The sequence below is a fragment of the Xanthomonas arboricola pv. guizotiae genome (genome assembly GCF_002940205.1).
In the GTDB taxonomy this organism is placed as follows: domain Bacteria; phylum Pseudomonadota; class Gammaproteobacteria; order Xanthomonadales; family Xanthomonadaceae; genus Xanthomonas; species Xanthomonas arboricola_C.
Genome location: NZ_MDSK01000045.1, coordinates 16,002 through 33,580 on the forward strand (window position 1 = coordinate 16,002; position 17,579 = coordinate 33,580).

The following is a 17,579-nucleotide window of genomic DNA, read 5'->3' on the forward strand; positions in this document are numbered from 1 at the left end:
GGCGGCCTATCACTGCTGGTCCCTTCCACAGGAAGCGGATGATTGCCGCGCAGGAAATGCCCCCGTTCCCGCAGGCATACACCCCATTTGCCGCGGACATACGCCGCACATTTCTCGGAGCCTGGACAAGTCGCCACAGCTTTGATGGAACGACGGAAAAAACGCCCCGGAGTTGACCAGAACAACCGCCAGTACTGAAATCTGGACCTTAAGTTCCAGCAGCGCTGTTCCATAGGATGACAAGTTCCTGCAGCTCTGGACCTGGTTCATCAGCGAGCTTCTATCGCTTCGCGGCGGCTTCGATCGCAGCGTGTGCGCGCCATCACTTGGTCGTGCGAAATCGTCGGCCGCGTGTCGGCCACGGCGCGCTCGATCTTCGCCCGGAACCACCAGTCGTAGTCCTCGGCGGCTTCGGTCGACTCAAATTCGGAAACACGGGGATCGAGCTTGGCCATGTTTTACTCCAAAATGGAAGGAAGGAAAAGCTGCTTCGGATTCGCCAAGATGGCATACCAATGTCGGTCCGGTGTTCCCAGACCTTAGTAGAAGTCACTGCGGCTTTGTTGGTAGCTCTCGAAGGCTTGCTCGATCTCAGTATCAGTGGGCTCTCGGTAGATCGAGCCACTGGACTGTTGCAATCGATGAGTGACGCGGTACCAGCCCCGAAAATCGTCGAAGGAAAAGACGAAGCCCGACTTGGCAACAACCTCCTCTGGAGGAAGCACAGGTTTATCCTTTAGCCTTTTCACCACGCCAGCCGCAGCATCTGCTGTCGCGATTGCTGTGCCCTCGCCTTTATCAAGATGGAGGGAAAACGTTGCAGCCCATACATGGGGCACAGCCTGAGACAACAGCCATGATCGGTACTGCGGATCTAGTTCGAAGGAGGCCGAGGCCGCTGGTGGACTTCATGTCATCCTTACCGAATTCCACGAATCTGCGCGGGTGGACCGACAGCTGTTCGGGCGTTGCGCGCGCCAGGGAGATCCCGGAAGCACCGAGGCCATCGTCAGCGTGGAAGACGATCTGTTCCAACGCTTTGCCCCTGCTGCGCATCAAGTCCTGCTTGGCCGCTCGGTACCTGCCCGGCTGGCGAACGAACACGTCGTGCGCCGCTACGTCACCTGGTTACAGGACCGCGCCGAACGACATTACCGCCAGCAGCGCGTTATGACGCAGAAGCGCGATGCAGAGTGGGTCAAATCGCTGGCCTTTGTGGGCAAGAGCCGGCGCTAATTTCCCTTGAGGTCCCCTATCGCAGCCCGTCCCAGAACAACGCGCAGGCAGTACCTCTATTTGCGCTATCGAACCTGTGGCTGAGACGAAATCAGTGACTGGCTGCCTTCAGAAGTGTGCACCTATACCAATGATTTTTCCGCGAAAACGCTAGAAATGGCGCAAAATCCAAAGATACTGACGCGATTCGCCGTAACGATGCCGCATCCGGCGTTCTCAGACGTCGTGGTTCAGACCTCTCTAAAAGCTATGTCAAATGACTTGATCGCAGAATGCGCCCCGCGATCAAGCAGGCTCTTTCGCTGATGCATTGACGGGTTCTGCATCAATGCAACCAGCAGACGCGTCAACCCGCGATGGTAAAGACAGACCCCGAATCCACCCGGATCCCGGCGCCGTTGATGAAGCTGGCGCGCTCGGAGCACAGGAAGGCGACCGCCGAGGCCACTTCTTCCGGGCGGCCGCGTCGCTTGAGCACCATGCCGGGACGCTCTTCGTCCAGGAACGATTCGATCGCCTGCTCGAACGTGGTTCCGTTTTCGCTGGCGCGCTTTTGCATCATCTTGTCGGTCATCGGGGTTGCGATGAAGGCGGGCGACACCGTATTGACCAGCACGTTGTCCGGTCCGTAGGCCTTGGACAAACCCTTGGCCAAGCTCAGAATTCCTGCCTTCGATGCGCAATAAGCCAGCTCGTCCACGTAAGGCTGCACTGCGTCTTCCGAGGCGAACAGCACGATCCGGCCCCATTGGTTGCGGCGCATCGCGGGAATGGCCTGGCGGCACATGCGCACTGCGCCCATCAGGTTGATGTCCAGCGTTTCGAGCCAGCCGGCGTCGCTGACCTCCAGGAAGTCGCCGGTTGCGCCGGTGACACCCGCTGCGTTGATGTAGATGTCGGGGTCGCCCAGTTGTTCGCGCACCTGTGTCCAGATGGCGGCGACGTCCTGCTCGCGCGTGACATCGCCCTCGATGGCGATGATCTGCCCCAGGCCCGACAGCTCCGCTACTGCCTGGTCGAGCGTGCCGTCCGGAAGATCGGTGATCGCCACGCGCACGCCGGCTTCGAGCAGCTGCCGCGCAGTCTCCTTGCCCATTCCCGAGTCGCCGCCACTGATGAGGGCGATCCGATGGTTGATTCCGAGATCCATGCTGAACTCCTGGTGGTAGAGAGAGGTGGTGGTAGGCGCGCCACTAGCGGGCGAGAAAGCGCTCCGCCGTGCGCAGGCCAAGTGCCATCTGCGTCAGCGCGGGATTGGCTGCCAGTGCACTTGGAAAAATCGAGTTGTCGCAGATGTAGAGGTTGGCGATATCGAATGCGCGGCCGTCCGGTCCACCACGGCCTGCTCCGGATCGGTGCCCATGCGGCAGGTGCCCAACGTGTGTGCGGAGCGGGCGGCGGCGAAGATGCGTTGCGCACCTGCCGCCTCCCAGATTGCGTGCAGCGATGCGCGCGCGTGGGCGTCGATCGCGCGTTCGTTGGGTCCGTAGCTGAAGTCGATACGCGCCTTGCGCTGGCCGAAGGCATCGCACTCATCGGACAGGGTCAGCCGGTTGGCGTCCTGCGGCAGGCATTCGCCGTTGATGCCGATGCCAGCCAGGCGGTTGTAGCGCGCCATGGTCGAGACGAGCTCCCTCCCCCACAGGCCTGCGCCACGTGCCAGGGTGTTGGCCAGGGTGATCGGCTGCACGCCCAGGCTCTGCACCAGATAGCCTCCGATGAAGTCGGCATTGGCCGGGCGCAGCATGTCTTCGGTGATCAGCGACGAGGGGTAGCCACGGTTCATGCGCATGTCCGCGTCGAACTCTCCCCACACCTGGGTGGCCACATGTGCCATGAAATTGCGCCCGACCTGACCGCTGGAGTTGGCCAGCCCCAGGTTGAGCAGCAAGCGCGGTGTTTCCACGCCGCCTGCGCACAGGAACAGGCTTGCGCAACGCTGGCGCAGTTCGCGTCCGTCCTGTTGATAGACCACCGCGCTGACCATGCCACGGGCGTCGCGCTCGATGTCGATGACTCGGCAACCGGGTCGCAACTGGGCACCGTGCGCGCGCGCCAACGGCAGCCAGGTGGTATCGACGCTCACCTTGGCGCCATTGCTGCAACCTTGATGACAGGCGCCGCAGTTGTTGCAGGCCGCGCGCATGCCGTAGTGCGGCTGCGCATGCGCCCTGGTCACCAACGCGGCAGGCGCATCGGTGGCGGTGATGCCGAGCGTGCGGCAACCGCGCTCCATCGCGTTGGCCGAGGCATTGCGCTGCGGCGGCGCATAGGCGTAGCTGCGCTCGGGATCCCATGGATAGTGCGCCGGCCCGGAGACGCCGATGAAGTCCTCGACGCGGCGGATATAGGACAGCAACTCTTCATGCGCGATCGGCCAGTCCATGCCGCGCTGCCCGGTGTGCGTCGACAGGCTCAGATCGCGCTTGTCCGGACGCGGGCAGAAGGCGCCCCAGTGCAGGGTCGAACCACCCAGGCCAGAACCGGAATTGTTGGCGCCGAATGCAGTGGGCGTCTGCCCGCCGCTCAGGCGCTCCTCCATCCAGTAGATGCCGGTGGTCAGTTCATCGGGCAGATGGGACGCAGGGCTGAAGGCCGCACCCGCCTCCAGCACCACCACCGACAGACCTGCCTGTGCAAGCCGTGCGGCCAGCGGGCCGCCGCCTGCCCCGCTGCCTACCACCACCACATCGACTGCAGCGTCGTGAATGCCCGGGCTCATCGCAGGCCTTCGGCGGGAAGCTGCCAGGCTTCCTGCCGGTCGGCTGCGGTGTGCTGATAGCCCAGGCTGTCGATACCGACACCGCCCACCGCAAAGCCGTCGTATCCCAATGCGGCCATCGTGGCGGGAAGGCTGACCCAGGTCCGCACGGCTTCGGCGCGCACGTCCTCGAACCAGTGCGCCAGCTGCGCTGCGTCCAGCCCATGCGCCGGGCAATCGCCAGCCGTCGCGCGCGACACCTCGCGCAGCCAATGGTCCTGAGTTTCCGCAGGCAGGCCAGCGAAGCCATTGCTCAGCGCGTCGAGCGTGTCGAGCCCCAGCGGCATCGCCAGCCGATCGGCTGGCAACGCGGCATGGCGCCAACCATCTCCTGCGCCTTCGGCAAGCTGGACGTCGATCCGACGTGCAATCGCGCGCGCATCGCTGGCGCCATCCAATACACGCGCAACCACTGCGCCGAGTATCTCCAGTTGATGCTGACTCAGCACGCCTTGCGCATCTGCGGCTGGGCCGGCATGCCGGCTGAGCAGCAGCTTGCGCATGCGCGGGGCAACCCGGTCTGCATTGAGCAGCCTGACGAAGTCATCGGGCAGGCACGTGTCCATGCTGCGCTCCACATGCGCTGCGATCAGCTGGGCCAGGTGTTGCGGTTGTTCGTAGGGGATCAGGTGCGCGGCATCGGCCACGACGGCGAGGCGCGCATCGTGATAATGCGGCGCGTTCAGCGTTGTTTGCGCGGCTTCGCCGAGGTCGCCATCCTCACTGCCGGCGAGGATCAACGCCGGCACGTGCATGCAGCCGGCCTGGGCACTGCAGTCCTCACGACTGGCGTGCGCAAGCCAGGCGATCCATGCTTTTGCACTGGTTCGCAGCGCATCGTTTACAGCCGCGTCCCTCACAGGCTCAGGCAACTTCGCAGCACAGTTGTCGTCGATGAACTGCTCGGCTTCTTGTCGGGTGGGATGGCCCTTTTCGAACCAGGCCAGCATGGTCTGTCGGCGTGACTCCTCCATCGGCTCCGGCGCCGGCGGCGACGCCGCGACCAGGATCACGCCGGCCAGGCCGGCGAGCCCGGCCACGCCCTCGCGCGCCTGCGCCGCTGCCAGGGTGGCGATCTTTCCGCCCATGCTGTGTCCGACCGCAAACCAGCAGGTCGGTTGCCGCCGGACCACTTCTCCGACAAACCAGGCCACCAGTGCGGCGGTGTCGACCTGCTGCAGCGGCGGCGCGTCTCCGAAGCCGGGAATATCGAGTGCCACACAATCGAAACGCGCCTCCAGTCGCTGGATCACGCCAGACCACTCGTTGCTGCTGGACCCAAGGGCGTGCAGGAAGAACAGCGTGGGCTTGGCCATGTAACACCTCTCTCCATCAGGCGCGCATGATGACCGGCGCTTTGTCCATGCCTCGTGCAGATGAGTCCGACATCGTGTGACGACGTGAGGCGTGGCGCTTGTCCGCGAACACCGCCTGTCGCATTCCGATCGGCATGCCTGCAAGGGGGCAGATCAGCGTCACACATGCGGCCTTGTCGCACGCCCTATCTGTCAGCGTGCCGCTGCAACTGCATCGGGTTCAGCGGATAAGCGTGTGCACCTGCATCGCTCGCCCGATGGCTTCAATGGACCACGACACCTCACACCAGGTCGCGATAATCCTGCAGGATCACCATCACCAACTGGCTGCGCGAGCGCACGTCGAGCTTGTTGAACAGCTGCTGGAAGGTCGCCTTGATGGCGCTTTCCGAACTGCCGAGCTGGCGCGCGATCAACTTGTTGGACTGCCCGCGCAGCAGGCCACGCAGCACTTCGCGCTCACGGTCGGTGAAACTGGGCCGGCTTTCCTGGGTGCCCTGTGCGACCAGCGATTGCAGATAACGCTGGTCGATCAGCACCCGGCCCATCGCCACCGCATGGATGCTGTCGATCAGTTCATCGGTGGAGACATCCTTGCGGCAGATACCGGACACCCCGAGCCGGATCAAGGCAAGTGCATCGCGCTCGGGCAGGCCGGCGGTAACGACCAGCGTGGCCGGACGGCGCGCCTGCCCGGCCTGGCGCCGCATGTAGTCCAGCGCGTTGTACTCGCCCATGTCGTAGTCAAGGATGACCACGTCCGGCATCAGCGAGGCGATCTGTACGATGGCCTGCGCCAATGCGCCGGACTGCCCGACCACCTCGAAGCGGGCGTCGGCACCGAGCAGGCGCAGCAGGCCCTCGCGGAACAGCGTGTGGTCGTCCAGCAGGTAGAGGCGCACCGGTGCGCGCCGCGACTCATCCATCCAGCGCCTCCGCATATGGAGCGTGCGCCAGCGGCAGATGCAGCTCGAAACAGGCGCCTTCGCCGCCGGGCGCGTAACGCAGCAGACCGCCCTGGTTGGCCATCAGCGCACGCGAGATGTACAGCCCCAGCCCGGAACCGTCGCTGTCGCTGCGGAACGGCTGGAACAGGCGGCCCGGCTCGATGATGCCGGGCCCGGTGTCGCGCACGCCCAGCACTGCGCGCTCCTGCTCCAGGCGCGCACTGACGATCAACTGGCGACGTTGCGGTGGCAGCGCCTGCACCGAGCGTAGCGAATTGCGCGCCAGATTGAGCAGCACCTGCAGCAATGCATGGCGGTCGCCGTGCACCGAGGGGAAGTCGGCCGGGATCTGGATCACCAGTTGGCCCTCGACGTCCTCCCAGTCCGAACGGATGATCACATCCAGCTCGCTGCACAGCGTCTGCAGCCGCGTTTCATGCGCGTCGTCGGGCAGCTGCCGACGCAGGTTGAAGGACGCCAGCTCCATCAATGCCGCCACCAGGCTACGCAACGCGGCCAGATCCGGATCAGCGCCAATGGCCGGATGCCGCGCCAGGTTGGAGGTGACCACGCCCGCCGCCGAACACAGGTTGCGGATCTCGTGCGACACCGCGCCGGCCAGCAGGCGATTGTTCTTCAGCACATCGTCGAAGTGCGCAGATTCGCGCGCGCGCACTTCCTCGCTGGTATCGACCAGGATGGCGGCCAGGTGACGCTCGGCGCTGTCTTCGTAGACCGAGAACCAGGTGGTGGCCGGGAAGCGGCTGCCATCGCTGCGGCAGCCCCAGGTGCTGGCGGAGGTGCGCATGCCATCCAGGTTGGCGCTCATGCTCAGCGCATCGTCCAGCAGCGGCAGGAACTCGCGCACCGCGCGGCCTTCCAGCCCGCCCTCCTCGGCCATGTCCAGGATCTCGTGCGCGGCGCGATTGGCCGCCACGATGCGGCCGTCGCCGGCCACGGTCAGCAAGGCCGCCGGGCTGCTCTCGGCAAGCAGCCGCAATTGCCGCTCCAGCCGCCGGCGCAGCCGCTGTTCGGCACGTAGCTGCACGTAATGGGCCAGGATCACCCGGCGGGTGCGGCTGATTTCGGCCACGAGCAGCCCGCAGCCGGCATAGGCAATCGTCGCCATGAAAAAGCGCAGTGCCTGTTCGACCAGGGTCTCGTCGGTGACGAACAGGCCGCGCAGCACCGCGCAGGCGATCGCGGCGATGACGATATCGCGCCGCGACAACACCGTGGCCGCCAGCACCACCGGCAGGATGTACAGCAGCCCCAGCGATACGCCCAGGTGCGAGTACCACTCCGCCCACACCAGCGAGGCCAGCATCGCCAGCGACGCCCACAGTGTCGGGCCGCGATTGAGCTTGACCACCTGCCCGCGCCACTTGAATGGCAGTCTCAGTCTGTCCATTGCCTACCCATGCACCTGCGCTGCAACGCCGCTCCTTTGTTGCGGTGGTTGATGCCACAGCATCGTGGCCAGGGCTGCGGATTTCACCCTATCGAAAGATAGCCCGGCCGCATCGTTCGGACGGTGCGTGCACTGTCCAACGCTGGCGCAAGGATGGCAGACACGACCGTGGAGGCTGGGTGTAATGCATCCACCCCACGTCGATGCTGCCTCTCCCATGATCACCCGCGATACGTTCCCGTTACGACGCATCTGGCCCAAGACCTACAAGCGCCTGCTGGTGTTGCTGGCGTTTGACTGCGCTGTGGCCGTGCTCTACACCTTCTTCGGCTGGCAGTGGCTGTCGATCGAAGCCTTGCCGCTGGCCCAGCTCGGCTCGGCGCTCACCATTTTCCTGGCGTTCCGCGCCAATGCGGCCTATGGCCGCTGGTGGGAGGCGCGGCAACTCTGGGGCGCGCTGGTGAACACCTCGCGCGCTATCGCACGCCAGGCCCTGACCGCGCTGGATGTGGACCCGGCCGACCCGCGCCAGGCCGCACTGCGCGACGATATCGTGGTGCACCAGGTCGCCTTCGTGCACGCCTTGCGCTGCCATCTGCGTCGCCAGAACCCGTTCCCCGAGCTGGCCGGGCTGCTCGGCCAGGCACGCGCCGACGACCTGCGCGGCTACGCCAACATCCCCAACGCGCTGACCCTGCGGCTGGGCCAGCAACTGCAGCAGGCGCGCGACTGGGGCATGCTCGACAGCCTGCGCTGGTCGTCGCTGGACGCCAACCTCACCACGCTGGCCAATATCCAGGGCGCCTGCGAACGCATCAAGAACACCCCGCTGCCGCGGCAGTTCTCCTCGCTGCCGCGCACCCTGGTGAACATGTATTGCTGGCTGGTGCCGCTGGGCCTGATCGCCGGCATGGGCCTGGCCATGCCGATCGCCTCGGTGCTGATCAGCTTCACCCTGATCGCCATCGACAGCGCCAGCAGCGCCATCGAAGACCCGTTCGAGAACACCGTGCACGACACCCCGATGACCGCGCTGTCGCGCGGCATCGAACTCACCCTGCGCGAAATGCTGGGCCAGCGCGTACCGCTGCGCGAAGTGCGCGCCATCGACGGTTTCATCTACTGACCACGGAGCCAGCCATGCAGACCACCCCCACCCACCTGATCTTTGCCACCAATTTTTCCGAGACCTGCCATGCCGCCATCCCGACCGTGGCGCAACTGGTGGACCGCCTGCGCGCACGCCTGACCATCCTGCACGTGCACGCCAAGGGGAAGCGTGCGCAGGCCCAGCAGTCGCTGGATGCGTTCTTTGCCGAGGCTTCCAACTACCCGGGCTGCGAGCGTGCACTTGCCGGCGGCCCCGCCGCTGCCGGCATCGTCTCGTTCTGCCGCAGCCGCGACGACGCGCTGCTGATCATGCCGCCGTCCGAGCGCACCGGCCTGCCGCGCCCGCTGCATGTGTCGCTGCGCGCGCGCGTGCTGCAGCGCGTGGCCACGCCGATGCTCACCCTGCCCTACGCCGATGCGATCCCGCGCGATGGCGCCGTCGGCGGCCACGTCGCCTGCTGGATCACCGGCCGCGAAACCAGCCTGGAATCGCTGCGCGATGCGGCCGCCCTGGCGCGTCGCCGCGGCGCCGACCTGCATCTGCTGCACGTCGTGCCGGAAATCAGCGAAGGCCTGCTGGTGGACAGCCTGTTCAACGACAAGCCGCTGAGCGAAGACGCGGCCGCCAGCTGGCTCGGCGACCTGGTCCAGCAACTGCCCGACGAGGACCTGCGCGTGCGCATCCACGTGGCCGTCGGCAATCCGCGGCGCGAGATCGCCGGCCTGCTCAAACGCGCCTGCGCCGATGTGCTGGTGGTCGAACACGACGCCGTCGTCCGCCGGGGCGTCTGGCGCTCCTCGCTGCAGTCGGCGCTGGCAAAAACGCCGTGCGTGCTGATCTGCCTGCCGCCGCCCCATCTGCGCCGCCCGCTCCTGGGCGCTTGTGCCGACCAAGCCGACGCCGCGTCCGGCCGCCGCCTGGCCAGGCGGATGTTGCGCGTGTGAGCGAACCGAGTGCTCGGCGCGCGGCTGGCCCGGCATCTGCAGCCGTGAGCTGTGCAAGCGGGCCTTGCCTCATCGCGGCATGCATCCCTGAGCGCGAGGCGGTTTACCGACGTCATGACCCGGCGGCACGTTCCCGAACCAGCGTATTCGAGGACGCGCAAGCGCGCCTGCCATCGATGCGTTGATCGGTTTATCGACCAGGCGCTTTCGCAGCGCTGTCTGCACCTCGGTGGTGGATCTGTCCAGGCGATAACGCGTCCACGCTGGTCGCTGCGCAGGCTGGCGCGCCCAAGCCGGACGCAGCGCCCTACCCCTTCAACACAAGCCACCCATCCGGATACCTGTCGCATATGACGTCCACGCAGGCGCGCACCTTCGGGGCAGCCAGGCGCCTGGACATGTGCACTACCCACAGCGCCGGCTCCGTGGCAGCGCTGGTGCCTCATCGCACCGGCTCGCCACGCGCGAACTGGTCCCCTGCGATCGACTGCTGGCTGGCCTACGACATGCGCCCGATGATGGCCGGCATCCAGACCCACGGCATGCGGGCGGCCGCCGGCACGGTGGAAAAACTGCAGGCCATGCCGGGGCGTCCGTTGCGCACTTCCCGCAAAAAAGCAGCCGCGCCGTAACCTCGCTTGTTACAGGCTGATCACACGTGCTCCCATCCACGACAACTCGCCGAGCGCCTCGTGCGGGTGAAGCAGTCCGCTTATCGCGCTGCGTCCTTGTTCACCTGGGCGCGCGCGAGCGCGCTGGCAGATATCAGCAGGTCCGGCAGCTCCTGGCGAAACGCCTCGGATTGCCCGGCACGCAAGACTGCATGAAAGCTCGCGTTGTCGAACACCGGCCTGCCCTGCAGGAAGAAGCCATCACGGCCTTGCACGATGAAATGGAAACACGCCTGCCAGCGCGGGTCCGGGCTGGCCGACAACTGCACCACGACCTCGCTGCCGGCAGATGCTGTAGTTGCCGGGGTGACCGTGATCGTTCGCGCGGTGATCTGGTGACTGCTGTTCATGGCGGACATGATCACGCCTGGGGCGTGGTGGCGGAGTGAGTCGTTGCTGGCGCGACATGCTATCCGGAACGGACGCACCGGCCGGCCGACGTGTCGAGAAGCCAGCCAGCGCCACGCCTGGCATCAGCGCCGATTGGGGCCGAACGTTGCCACCGCGATGGCGCGGTTTTTTTCCACATGCCGGCAGCGTTGCCGACCTTCCTTGCGTACTCGCCTTTCCCGACAACGCGGGCAGGCCGACCGGGCATGCAGGCCAGGCGACTGGCAGGAGTTCTGATCCATGGCATCGCAAACGGCCCGGTTAGTCCGGGCCGTTTGCTTTGGGCAACCGAGCGACGTTGCAACTGAGCCAGACGCCAAAGCGATCCATTGCGATGTGTGCAGGCGCGTGCACGATGGCTTAACCCCACCCGCCTATGCTGCGCCGGGCTGGACCGCTCGCGGCGCACTATGTCGCTCAATGTCGATCGCCGTTGCCGTCCACGCCCTTCGGAAGATCAAAAACATCGCAAAGGAGACGGTATGAAGAAGCTGCACGCGCTTATGGCTGTCGGTTGCCTGCTGGGTCTGAGTTCGCCTGCATTTGCCGAGATCGCCAATCTGACCAATAGCGCAGATGGCGCCAATCGCGATGCGGGTATCGCGGCGGTGAAGCAGAAGTTGCAGGACGCCTGCAAGTCGCGCAACGGCACCGTGGATCTGGACTCGTTCGAGGTGGTGTTCGAGAAGACCAGCAAGAACCCGGAGGTTCCCAAGCCCTATTACGTGGACGCGAAAATCAAATGCGATCTGCCCTGAGGGCTGTCAACAAAACGTAGCGAGCATTCTGCACAAAGGCCCCGCACACGCGGGGTCTTTTGTTACCGCAGCAAGCCATGCGCATCGGGCTGCGGTTGCATAGCCTCGCTCCCATCCTGTGCGTGAAAGACCGCATTGCGGCGCTACGAAGCGATTGCCGCTCGCCTGCGCTCGTCGGTGGGCAGCGGACCTTGCGCCCGCCACCGCGCATGCTGCACTGGCGATGCGGTTCTGAGCGTGGTGCGCAAGTGCGTGGTCGTGCGCTGCGCGATCAGCCCACGCGCCCTGGCTGATGCAGATGCCCTGCCCGCTATCCCAGCTGCGCCCGCGCCGTCTCCAGGGTGGTCATGACCTGGATCGCTTCGTCCAGCGAATGGAGCGGAGATTCCGTGCGCCCTTCCCCGATGTAACGCGCGGCGGCTGTCGCTTGCCACGACAGACCCGCGTAGCCGCTGATTCCGGTCGGATCCATCCATACCGCAAGCGGGCTGGCATGATCGTTGCCGACCAGGCTCAACGCGGTCGGGTTGTGGAACTCGCCGGCAAGGTCGATGCGGCCTCGGCTGCCGGTGACATAGGCGGTGGAACTGCTGCGGGCCACGATGGAACTGATCAGCGTGGATTGCGCGGTGCCGCCATGCGACAGCACCATGGTCGAGAACGCATCCACGCCGGTGTCGGTCAGCGCACCGGTCGTCGCAATCGCGGTCGGTGCGCCCAGGATCATCGAAGAGAACTGCACCGCATACACGCCCAGGTCCAGCAGTGCGCCGCCGCCGAGTGCGGGATTGCGCTGGCGGTGCGCTGCATCGTCAGGGCCGCGTTGGCTCAGATCGGCGAACACATGGCGCAGCTCGCCCAACGCGCCATCGGCCAGCAGTTGTCGCAGCACCGAGGTATGCGGCAGGTAGCGGCTCCACATGGCCTCCATCAGGAACAGACCGCGCTGCCGCGCCTCCTGCACCAGCACGCGTGCGTCGTCGGCGCGGATGGTCATGGGCTTTTCGATCAACACATGCTTGCCCGCGCGCAGCGCCAGCAAGCCCTGCTGCAGATGTTCGCTGTGCGGTGTGGCGATGTAAATGATGTCCACATCGCGGTCCTCGACCAGTGCCTCGTAGCTGTCATAGGCGCGCTGCATCGCCCAGGTGCTCGCGAAGGCCTCGGCACGCGCACGCGCACGCGATGCCACTGCGAATGGCTGTTGGCCGGTATGGCTGCGCAGCGCGCTCACGAACGCGGTGGCGATCGCTCCAGGCCCCAGCACTCCCCATCGCAACGCGGGCTCACCGCGCTCAGGCAGAACAGCTCGCGCTCGGGAAACACTGTTGGCGTCATGCGCCTGGCCTCCTGGGTGGCATGTGCGCGCATCCTAGCAAAGCAGGAGCATCGTTCCTGGCGGTGCCCGCTTGTCCGGGCCTTGCGGCGCTTCTGAGCGAACGCGGCAGGCTCGCGTGCAGCGCCTTGCGTCGCCGCCCCGAAGACGCGCCTGCACTCTGCGTGCAGACGTTCCGGCGTAGCGGCACGGCTGCGGAAGGCGATGTGGCTGCGGCGCCGCACCAGGATCGACGCGCTGGTAGCCGCACTGCCATCGGCGGCGTGCGTAGCACCCTCCAGATCCTGGAGTGCGGTGGCGTCGCCAGGCAGCGGCGGAGTTGATGCTGTCTTCCGAGCATCGATTCGTGCGGAAAGTCGCGACGATATCCCTGCGCTTCTGTTCGCTTTTCAGGTAAAGCATCATCGTCGCACCTCACATGCCTTGCACCGTGCGCTGCTTAGGTTGGTTGGATGAGCGCACGTATTTCATTGCACCCCCTTGCTTTTGCATCGCACACGGCATCAGCCCGCACCGACGGACTCAAGCAGTCGATTGCGGACAAGTGGCTCGAAACCCATCCGACGCTGCCGCTTCCCGGGCGTGGTCGCACCATGGAGCGCTGGCAGACGCTTGCCGATATCGCCGCAGACGACCTGTGCGCGGCCAAGTTCCTGGAAGCGCATTACGATGCGCAGGCCATCTGCGCCGATCTGGGCGTGGATCTGATCACACCGACCCAGCGTTGGGCGGTGTGGGCGGCCGAGCCACCCGGCTCGGACCTGCGTTTTTCCGGACAGGAACTCAACGGCACCAAGGCATGGTGTTCCGGTGCTGCGCAAGTGACGCATGCGCTGGTAACGGCGCGGCATGCGGGCGCCAATTGCCTGGTGGCGGTGGCGCTGGATCAGCCTGGTATTCAGATCGACAGTAGTGCGTGGCAGGCGGTCGGCATGCAGGGCATCGAGACGGCCAATGTCCGCTTTTCCGAAACACCGGCGCGACTCATTGGCGCAGGCGATGCGTACCTGGCCCGACCCGGATTCTGGCACGGAGGTGCCGGCATCGCCGCGTGCTGGTTCGGCGCCACCGTTGCAGTTGCCGATGTGCTGCGTGCCGCTGCGCGTGTAAGCAAGGATCCGCATGCCGCCGCGCATCTGGGCGCCATCGATGCGGGCCTGGCATCTGCAGCTGCGTTGTTGCGGCAGCTGGCAATGCGCATCGACGCGCAGCCGGAACAGGCACAGCTGCGTGGCGTACTGCAGGCGCGCAGCACGGTCGAAGCGGTTGCGCGCGACACGCTGGATCGGGTCGCGCGTGCGTTGGGGCCAGGGCCACTGTGCGGCAATCGCGCGCATGCGCAGCGCTGCGCCGACCTGTCGGTGTTCATTCGGCAGCATCATGCAGAACGCGACCTGCAGGCCCTGGGCGAGTTATGCCAACAGGAGACATCGTCTTGGAAGCTCTAGCCGGGCAGCCTATCGAGGGCGCGGGCACAGCGGAGTCCACATGGCGCGCCGCGCCATGCCTGAGCGAACTGCCACGCGTCACGCTGGCGCAACTGCTGCACGGCAGCCAGCGCCTGGTGGTGGTGGCGCCGCATCCGGACGATGAGGTACTCGGGTGTGGCGGGTTGATTGCTGCGGCGCATGCCGCAGGCATGCCGGTGCTGATCATCGCGCTGACCGACGGCGAGCAGGCCTATCCGGATGAACCCGGCTGGCGTCCGCAGGTCCTGGGTCCGGCACGGCGCCTGGAACTGGAAGCCGCCGCGCGGCAGTTGGGTGTAGTGCCCGGCGCGTTGACCCATCTCGCGTTGGGTGACGGCGCGCTGGCGGTATGCGAGGCGCGCATGGCAGCGGCCCTCGGCGACCTGATCACTGCGCAGGACATGGTGCTGGTGACCTGGGAACGCGACGGCCATCCGGATCACGAGGCGGCATCGCGTGCGACCCATGCCGCGTGCAAGGCGCAGTCTGCGCAGCGTCTGCAATATCCGGTATGGGCGTGGCATTGGTCGCGTCCGGAAGACGGGGTGTTTGCCGATGGCACTGCCGTGCGCTTCGACCTATCGCCTGCGGTGCGGAGCGCCAAGCAGCGTGCCATTGCGTGCTTTGCCACGCAGTTGGGCCACTGCACGCCGGCCGTTGCGGAACCGATTCTGCCGCCGTCGGTGCTGGAGCGCTTCGCGCGGCCGTTCGAGGTCTTCATCCAATGACCGCGCTAAGCCTTGAGCACTTCGAGCAAATGTATGCCGATGCAGACCCGTTCGGCTACCGCTCGCGCTGGTACGAGCAGCGTAAGCGCGACATCCTGCTTGGCGCCCTGCCCTACCCGAGGGTCGCGCGTGGCTGGGAATTTGGCTGCTCCAATGGCGAGCTGACCGCGCAACTGGCGCAGCGTTGCGACACCTTGCTGGCCACGGATCTGTCGCAGCAGGCGGTCGAGCTGGCGAGCCTACGCGTGCAGGCACTGCCTGCGGTCACGCTGCAGCAGGCTGCGCACCCGTCGGACTGGCCGGAAGGGTCGTTCGACCTGATCGTCTTCAGTGAGGTGGGCTATTACCTCGACGATCCGGCCTTCGAAAAAACCGTCGCATTGTTTGCCCGCTCGCTCACCGCCAACGGCTGTCTTGTGGCGTGTCACTGGCGGCACCACTTCGACGGCGGATTACGCAGTGCCGCGCAGGTCCACGCCGCGCTGCATCAGGCACTGGCAATGGACACGCTGTGCTGCTATCAGGACGCGGACTTCCTGCTGCAGGCCTGGATGTCAGGGCCGTCGATTGCGCAGCAGGAACAGCTGCGATGATCGCGGTCACCATCCCGGCGCATAACGAAGCGGACCTGATCGGCAAGTGCCTGCAATCCATTCTGGTGGCGGCCGCACACCCGCAGCTGTCTGGGGAGCGTGTGGAAATCCATGTCGCACTCGACCGCTGCAGCGACGGCACCGGCGCCATCGCACGCGCGCATGGCGCAAGAACCGTCACCACCGCCGGCGGTGTCGGCATTGCGCGTGCGGCGGCGGCGTCGGCGGCCATCGCGCGCGGGGCGCGCTGGCTTGCGTTCACCGATGCCGACACCTGCGTGCCGCCGGACTGGCTCTCGGCGCAGCTCGATTGCGCTGCGGATGTGTTCTGCGGCGTGGTGGAGGTGAGCGATTGGCACGACTTCCATCCCGAAACGCGGCAAGCCTTCCTGGCCAAGGAAGTCCGTCGCGACGGGCATCCGCATGTACATGGCGCCAATCTCGGAATGAGCGCGGCTGCATACGTGGCAGCCGGTGGTTTCTCTGCGCTCAAGTGCAGCGAAGACGTGGCGCTGGTCTCGGCGCTGGAGCGCGCGGGCATGCGGATTGCCCGGCTGGTCAAGCCGGTCGTCACTACCAGCGCCCGCCGCATCGCCCGTGCGAGCGGCGGCTTCAGCGATCACCTGGCCCGGCTGGAGTTGGCCATCCTGACAGGCGAGCCGGCACTGGAGAGCCAGGTCTAGCCATCGCGCGCATCCCCAAAAGGGTCCAGTAGCGCGCAGCCACGTCGATGGCCGGTAGTGGACGCGATGGTGCGTGGAAACATCGCAGATAACCCGGTGTCTTCAGTTGATCGCGCCTTTTGTCACCACAAGCTGTCACGATTGGAGCCCGCATCTGTCTGCATCAGCGGACTGTGCGTGAACCACTGCGTGCACATGGACGAACCTGAGGCGTCCGAGCAAGGCAACTTCTTGGAAAATGCAGCGACAGCTCGACGACTTGTCGATGGCGATGGTTGGGGAAATCCTGGGGGCCGTTCATGGTTCCCGAATCGATCACGTGTTTCGCGTGGGAAACGTGGTGTGACGCGTGCATCCTCAGAAACCTGTTTATGGGCTCTACCAACGGAAAAATGATTCTCGTCGTCGAGGACGATGCCGACACGCTTGAGATGGCCACGTTGCTGTTGACCGAGAGCGGTTATGCGATCGTCACCGCAACCGATGCGCAGGGCGCGCTGGAACACCTCGATACCTTCCCTGCGATTGCGCTGATTTTCACCGACCTGCAGATGCCGGGATTACTGGATGGATACGGCCTGATTTCGTATCTGCGCGCGGACGGCAACGATCTGCCGGCAATCCTGACGTCGGGTCTGGGGCATTCTCCCAACGGATTACCCAGCCGGACGACGTTCCTGGGCAAGCCCTACACTCGTCGCAGCCTGGTGCAGAATATCGAGGCGTTTGTCGGGCATTAGAGCGGCTGATAAGCCGACCGCGCCGCCGTCAGGCGCGCGCCCGGACCTCGGACTCCGCCTGTATCGCTCGTACGCTCCGGCTGCGAGCGTGCCGTCCATACCCACCTGGCGACCGCTCGCTACGTTTTGTCAGCCGCCGTTAGCGTGACGGTCACAGCGCCGCCTCACAGCTGGCGGCGCATGCGCATGTGCGCGGTCGTGATGATTGTGCCAGGTGCCGATTGCGTGTGCTTGCTGCGTCGGTAGTCGGCGGGCATCTGAAAGCTGCCGGCCCAGAGGTTGCGCCGTTGCTGCTGCGCGTTGCGTTCGTCGGTAACGAACGCGGTGGCGTACTCGGGGTTCAGCCGACATGCGTGTAAAAATTGATCCAGATACCATGTCCCGTTTGCATACTTCTGCGTTGCGGCACATCGAAAACGTCAACCGCCTTGGCAGAACCGAGCACGACCACTGGCGAACGCAAACCGGCTGCCGCAGGCTGCGCG

At 65.5% G+C, this 17,579-nt stretch carries 15 protein-coding genes, 1 other RNA gene and 6 pseudogenes; 11 read left to right on the forward strand and 11 right to left on the reverse strand.

The window, feature by feature from the left end:
• Window positions 1–269: 269 nt before the first annotated feature.
• Complete coding sequence (relB, locus tag XarbCFBP7408_RS19760) at window positions 270–455, reverse strand: type II toxin-antitoxin system RelB family antitoxin (RefSeq protein WP_104564397.1); 186 nt, start codon at window positions 453–455, stop codon at window positions 270–272.
• 84 nt (window positions 456–539) lie between these two features.
• Window positions 540–851: a hypothetical protein gene (locus XarbCFBP7408_RS22510; protein WP_146093797.1), complete on the reverse strand. Its 312-nt coding sequence runs from the start codon at window positions 849–851 to the stop codon at window positions 540–542.
• Between the two features lie 31 nt (window positions 852–882).
• Here XarbCFBP7408_RS22510 and XarbCFBP7408_RS19770 point away from each other — a divergent pair.
• Window positions 883–1,236: pseudogene (locus XarbCFBP7408_RS19770) on the forward strand (hypothetical protein); the annotation flags it as partial.
• A 346-nt stretch (window positions 1,237–1,582) separates the two neighbouring features.
• Here XarbCFBP7408_RS19770 and XarbCFBP7408_RS19775 read toward each other — a convergent pair.
• From XarbCFBP7408_RS19775 to XarbCFBP7408_RS19795, 5 genes and pseudogenes are all read right to left on the reverse strand, one after another.
• Window positions 1,583–2,386 carry an SDR family NAD(P)-dependent oxidoreductase gene (locus XarbCFBP7408_RS19775; RefSeq protein ID WP_104564400.1) on the reverse strand — a complete coding sequence of 268 codons (804 nt, stop codon included), beginning with the start codon at window positions 2,384–2,386 and terminating at the stop codon, window positions 1,583–1,585.
• 43 nt (window positions 2,387–2,429) lie between these two features.
• A pseudogene (locus XarbCFBP7408_RS19780) lies at window positions 2,430–3,958 on the reverse strand (GMC family oxidoreductase).
• Entirely contained in the window at window positions 3,955–5,313 is a 1,359-nt protein-coding gene (locus XarbCFBP7408_RS19785; protein ID WP_104564401.1) for an alpha/beta hydrolase, read from the reverse strand. Before XarbCFBP7408_RS19785 ends, XarbCFBP7408_RS19780 begins: the two are co-directional and overlap by 4 nt.
• Window positions 5,314–5,594: 281 nt before the next feature.
• Window positions 5,595–6,239, reverse strand: a complete 645-nt coding sequence (locus tag XarbCFBP7408_RS19790; protein WP_104554303.1) for a LuxR C-terminal-related transcriptional regulator — start codon at window positions 6,237–6,239, stop codon at window positions 5,595–5,597.
• On the reverse strand, window positions 6,232–7,671 hold the full coding sequence (locus XarbCFBP7408_RS19795) for an ATP-binding protein (RefSeq protein WP_104564402.1): 1,440 nt from the start codon (window positions 7,669–7,671) through the stop codon (window positions 6,232–6,234). The genes XarbCFBP7408_RS19790 and XarbCFBP7408_RS19795 overlap by 8 nt, the downstream gene beginning before the upstream one ends.
• A 217-nt stretch (window positions 7,672–7,888) precedes the next feature.
• Between XarbCFBP7408_RS19795 and XarbCFBP7408_RS19800 the strand changes: the two genes are divergently transcribed.
• Together XarbCFBP7408_RS19800 and XarbCFBP7408_RS19805 are read left to right on the forward strand one after the other, a co-directional pair.
• Complete coding sequence (locus XarbCFBP7408_RS19800; protein WP_024939959.1) at window positions 7,889–8,797, forward strand: bestrophin family protein; 909 nt, start codon at window positions 7,889–7,891, stop codon at window positions 8,795–8,797.
• Window positions 8,798–8,811: 14 nt separating this feature from the next.
• Window positions 8,812–9,726, forward strand: coding sequence for a universal stress protein (locus XarbCFBP7408_RS19805; RefSeq protein WP_104564403.1), 915 nt, complete (start codon window positions 8,812–8,814; stop codon window positions 9,724–9,726).
• A gap of 307 nt (window positions 9,727–10,033) precedes the next feature.
• On the opposite strand, the pseudogene XarbCFBP7408_RS23265 reads toward XarbCFBP7408_RS19805, so the two are convergent.
• A pseudogene (locus tag XarbCFBP7408_RS23265) lies at window positions 10,034–10,216 on the reverse strand (LysR family transcriptional regulator); the annotation flags it as partial.
• 1 nt (window position 10,217) lies between these two features.
• On the opposite strand from XarbCFBP7408_RS23265, the pseudogene XarbCFBP7408_RS19810 reads away from it, so the two are divergent.
• Window positions 10,218–10,358: pseudogene (locus XarbCFBP7408_RS19810) on the forward strand (NmrA/HSCARG family protein); the annotation flags it as partial.
• A gap of 80 nt (window positions 10,359–10,438) precedes the next feature.
• Here the strand turns inward: XarbCFBP7408_RS19810 and XarbCFBP7408_RS19815 are convergent.
• Complete coding sequence (locus XarbCFBP7408_RS19815) at window positions 10,439–10,747, reverse strand: hypothetical protein (protein WP_104564404.1); 309 nt, start codon at window positions 10,745–10,747, stop codon at window positions 10,439–10,441.
• 522 nt (window positions 10,748–11,269) lie between these two features.
• Between XarbCFBP7408_RS19815 and XarbCFBP7408_RS19820 the strand changes: the two genes are divergently transcribed.
• The gene (locus XarbCFBP7408_RS19820; RefSeq protein WP_104564405.1) at window positions 11,270–11,545 is read left to right on the forward strand and encodes a hypothetical protein; all 276 of its coding nucleotides are present in this window, start codon (window positions 11,270–11,272) and stop codon (window positions 11,543–11,545) included.
• A gap of 310 nt (window positions 11,546–11,855) precedes the next feature.
• Here the strand turns inward: XarbCFBP7408_RS19820 and XarbCFBP7408_RS19825 are convergent.
• A pseudogene (locus tag XarbCFBP7408_RS19825) lies at window positions 11,856–12,883 on the reverse strand (Gfo/Idh/MocA family protein).
• 450 nt (window positions 12,884–13,333) lie between these two features.
• Between XarbCFBP7408_RS19825 and XarbCFBP7408_RS19830 the strand changes: the two are divergent.
• From XarbCFBP7408_RS19830 to XarbCFBP7408_RS19855, 6 genes are all read left to right on the forward strand, one after another.
• Window positions 13,334–14,329: an acyl-CoA dehydrogenase family protein gene (locus tag XarbCFBP7408_RS19830; protein WP_181106892.1), complete on the forward strand. Its 996-nt coding sequence runs from the start codon at window positions 13,334–13,336 to the stop codon at window positions 14,327–14,329.
• A complete protein-coding gene (locus XarbCFBP7408_RS19835; RefSeq protein ID WP_104564408.1) occupies window positions 14,317–15,078 on the forward strand; it encodes a PIG-L deacetylase family protein in 762 nt (253 codons plus the stop codon). The genes XarbCFBP7408_RS19830 and XarbCFBP7408_RS19835 overlap by 13 nt, the downstream gene beginning before the upstream one ends.
• The gene (locus tag XarbCFBP7408_RS19840; RefSeq protein ID WP_104564409.1) at window positions 15,075–15,671 is read left to right on the forward strand and encodes a class I SAM-dependent DNA methyltransferase; all 597 of its coding nucleotides are present in this window, start codon (window positions 15,075–15,077) and stop codon (window positions 15,669–15,671) included. The genes XarbCFBP7408_RS19835 and XarbCFBP7408_RS19840 overlap by 4 nt, the downstream gene beginning before the upstream one ends.
• A complete protein-coding gene (locus XarbCFBP7408_RS19845) occupies window positions 15,668–16,354 on the forward strand; it encodes a glycosyltransferase (RefSeq protein WP_104564410.1) in 687 nt (228 codons plus the stop codon). Before XarbCFBP7408_RS19840 ends, XarbCFBP7408_RS19845 begins: the two co-directional genes overlap by 4 nt.
• A 371-nt stretch (window positions 16,355–16,725) precedes the next feature.
• A complete protein-coding gene (locus tag XarbCFBP7408_RS19850; RefSeq protein WP_104564411.1) occupies window positions 16,726–17,094 on the forward strand; it encodes a response regulator in 369 nt (122 codons plus the stop codon).
• Window positions 17,095–17,152: 58 nt separating this feature from the next.
• Window positions 17,153–17,229: non-coding RNA, sX9 sRNA (locus tag XarbCFBP7408_RS19855), on the forward strand.
• 56 nt (window positions 17,230–17,285) lie between these two features.
• Here XarbCFBP7408_RS19855 and XarbCFBP7408_RS19860 read toward each other — a convergent pair.
• Window positions 17,286–17,429 (reverse strand): annotated as a pseudogene (locus XarbCFBP7408_RS19860) (thermonuclease family protein); the annotation flags it as partial.
• Between the last annotated feature and the right edge of the window lie 150 nt (window positions 17,430–17,579).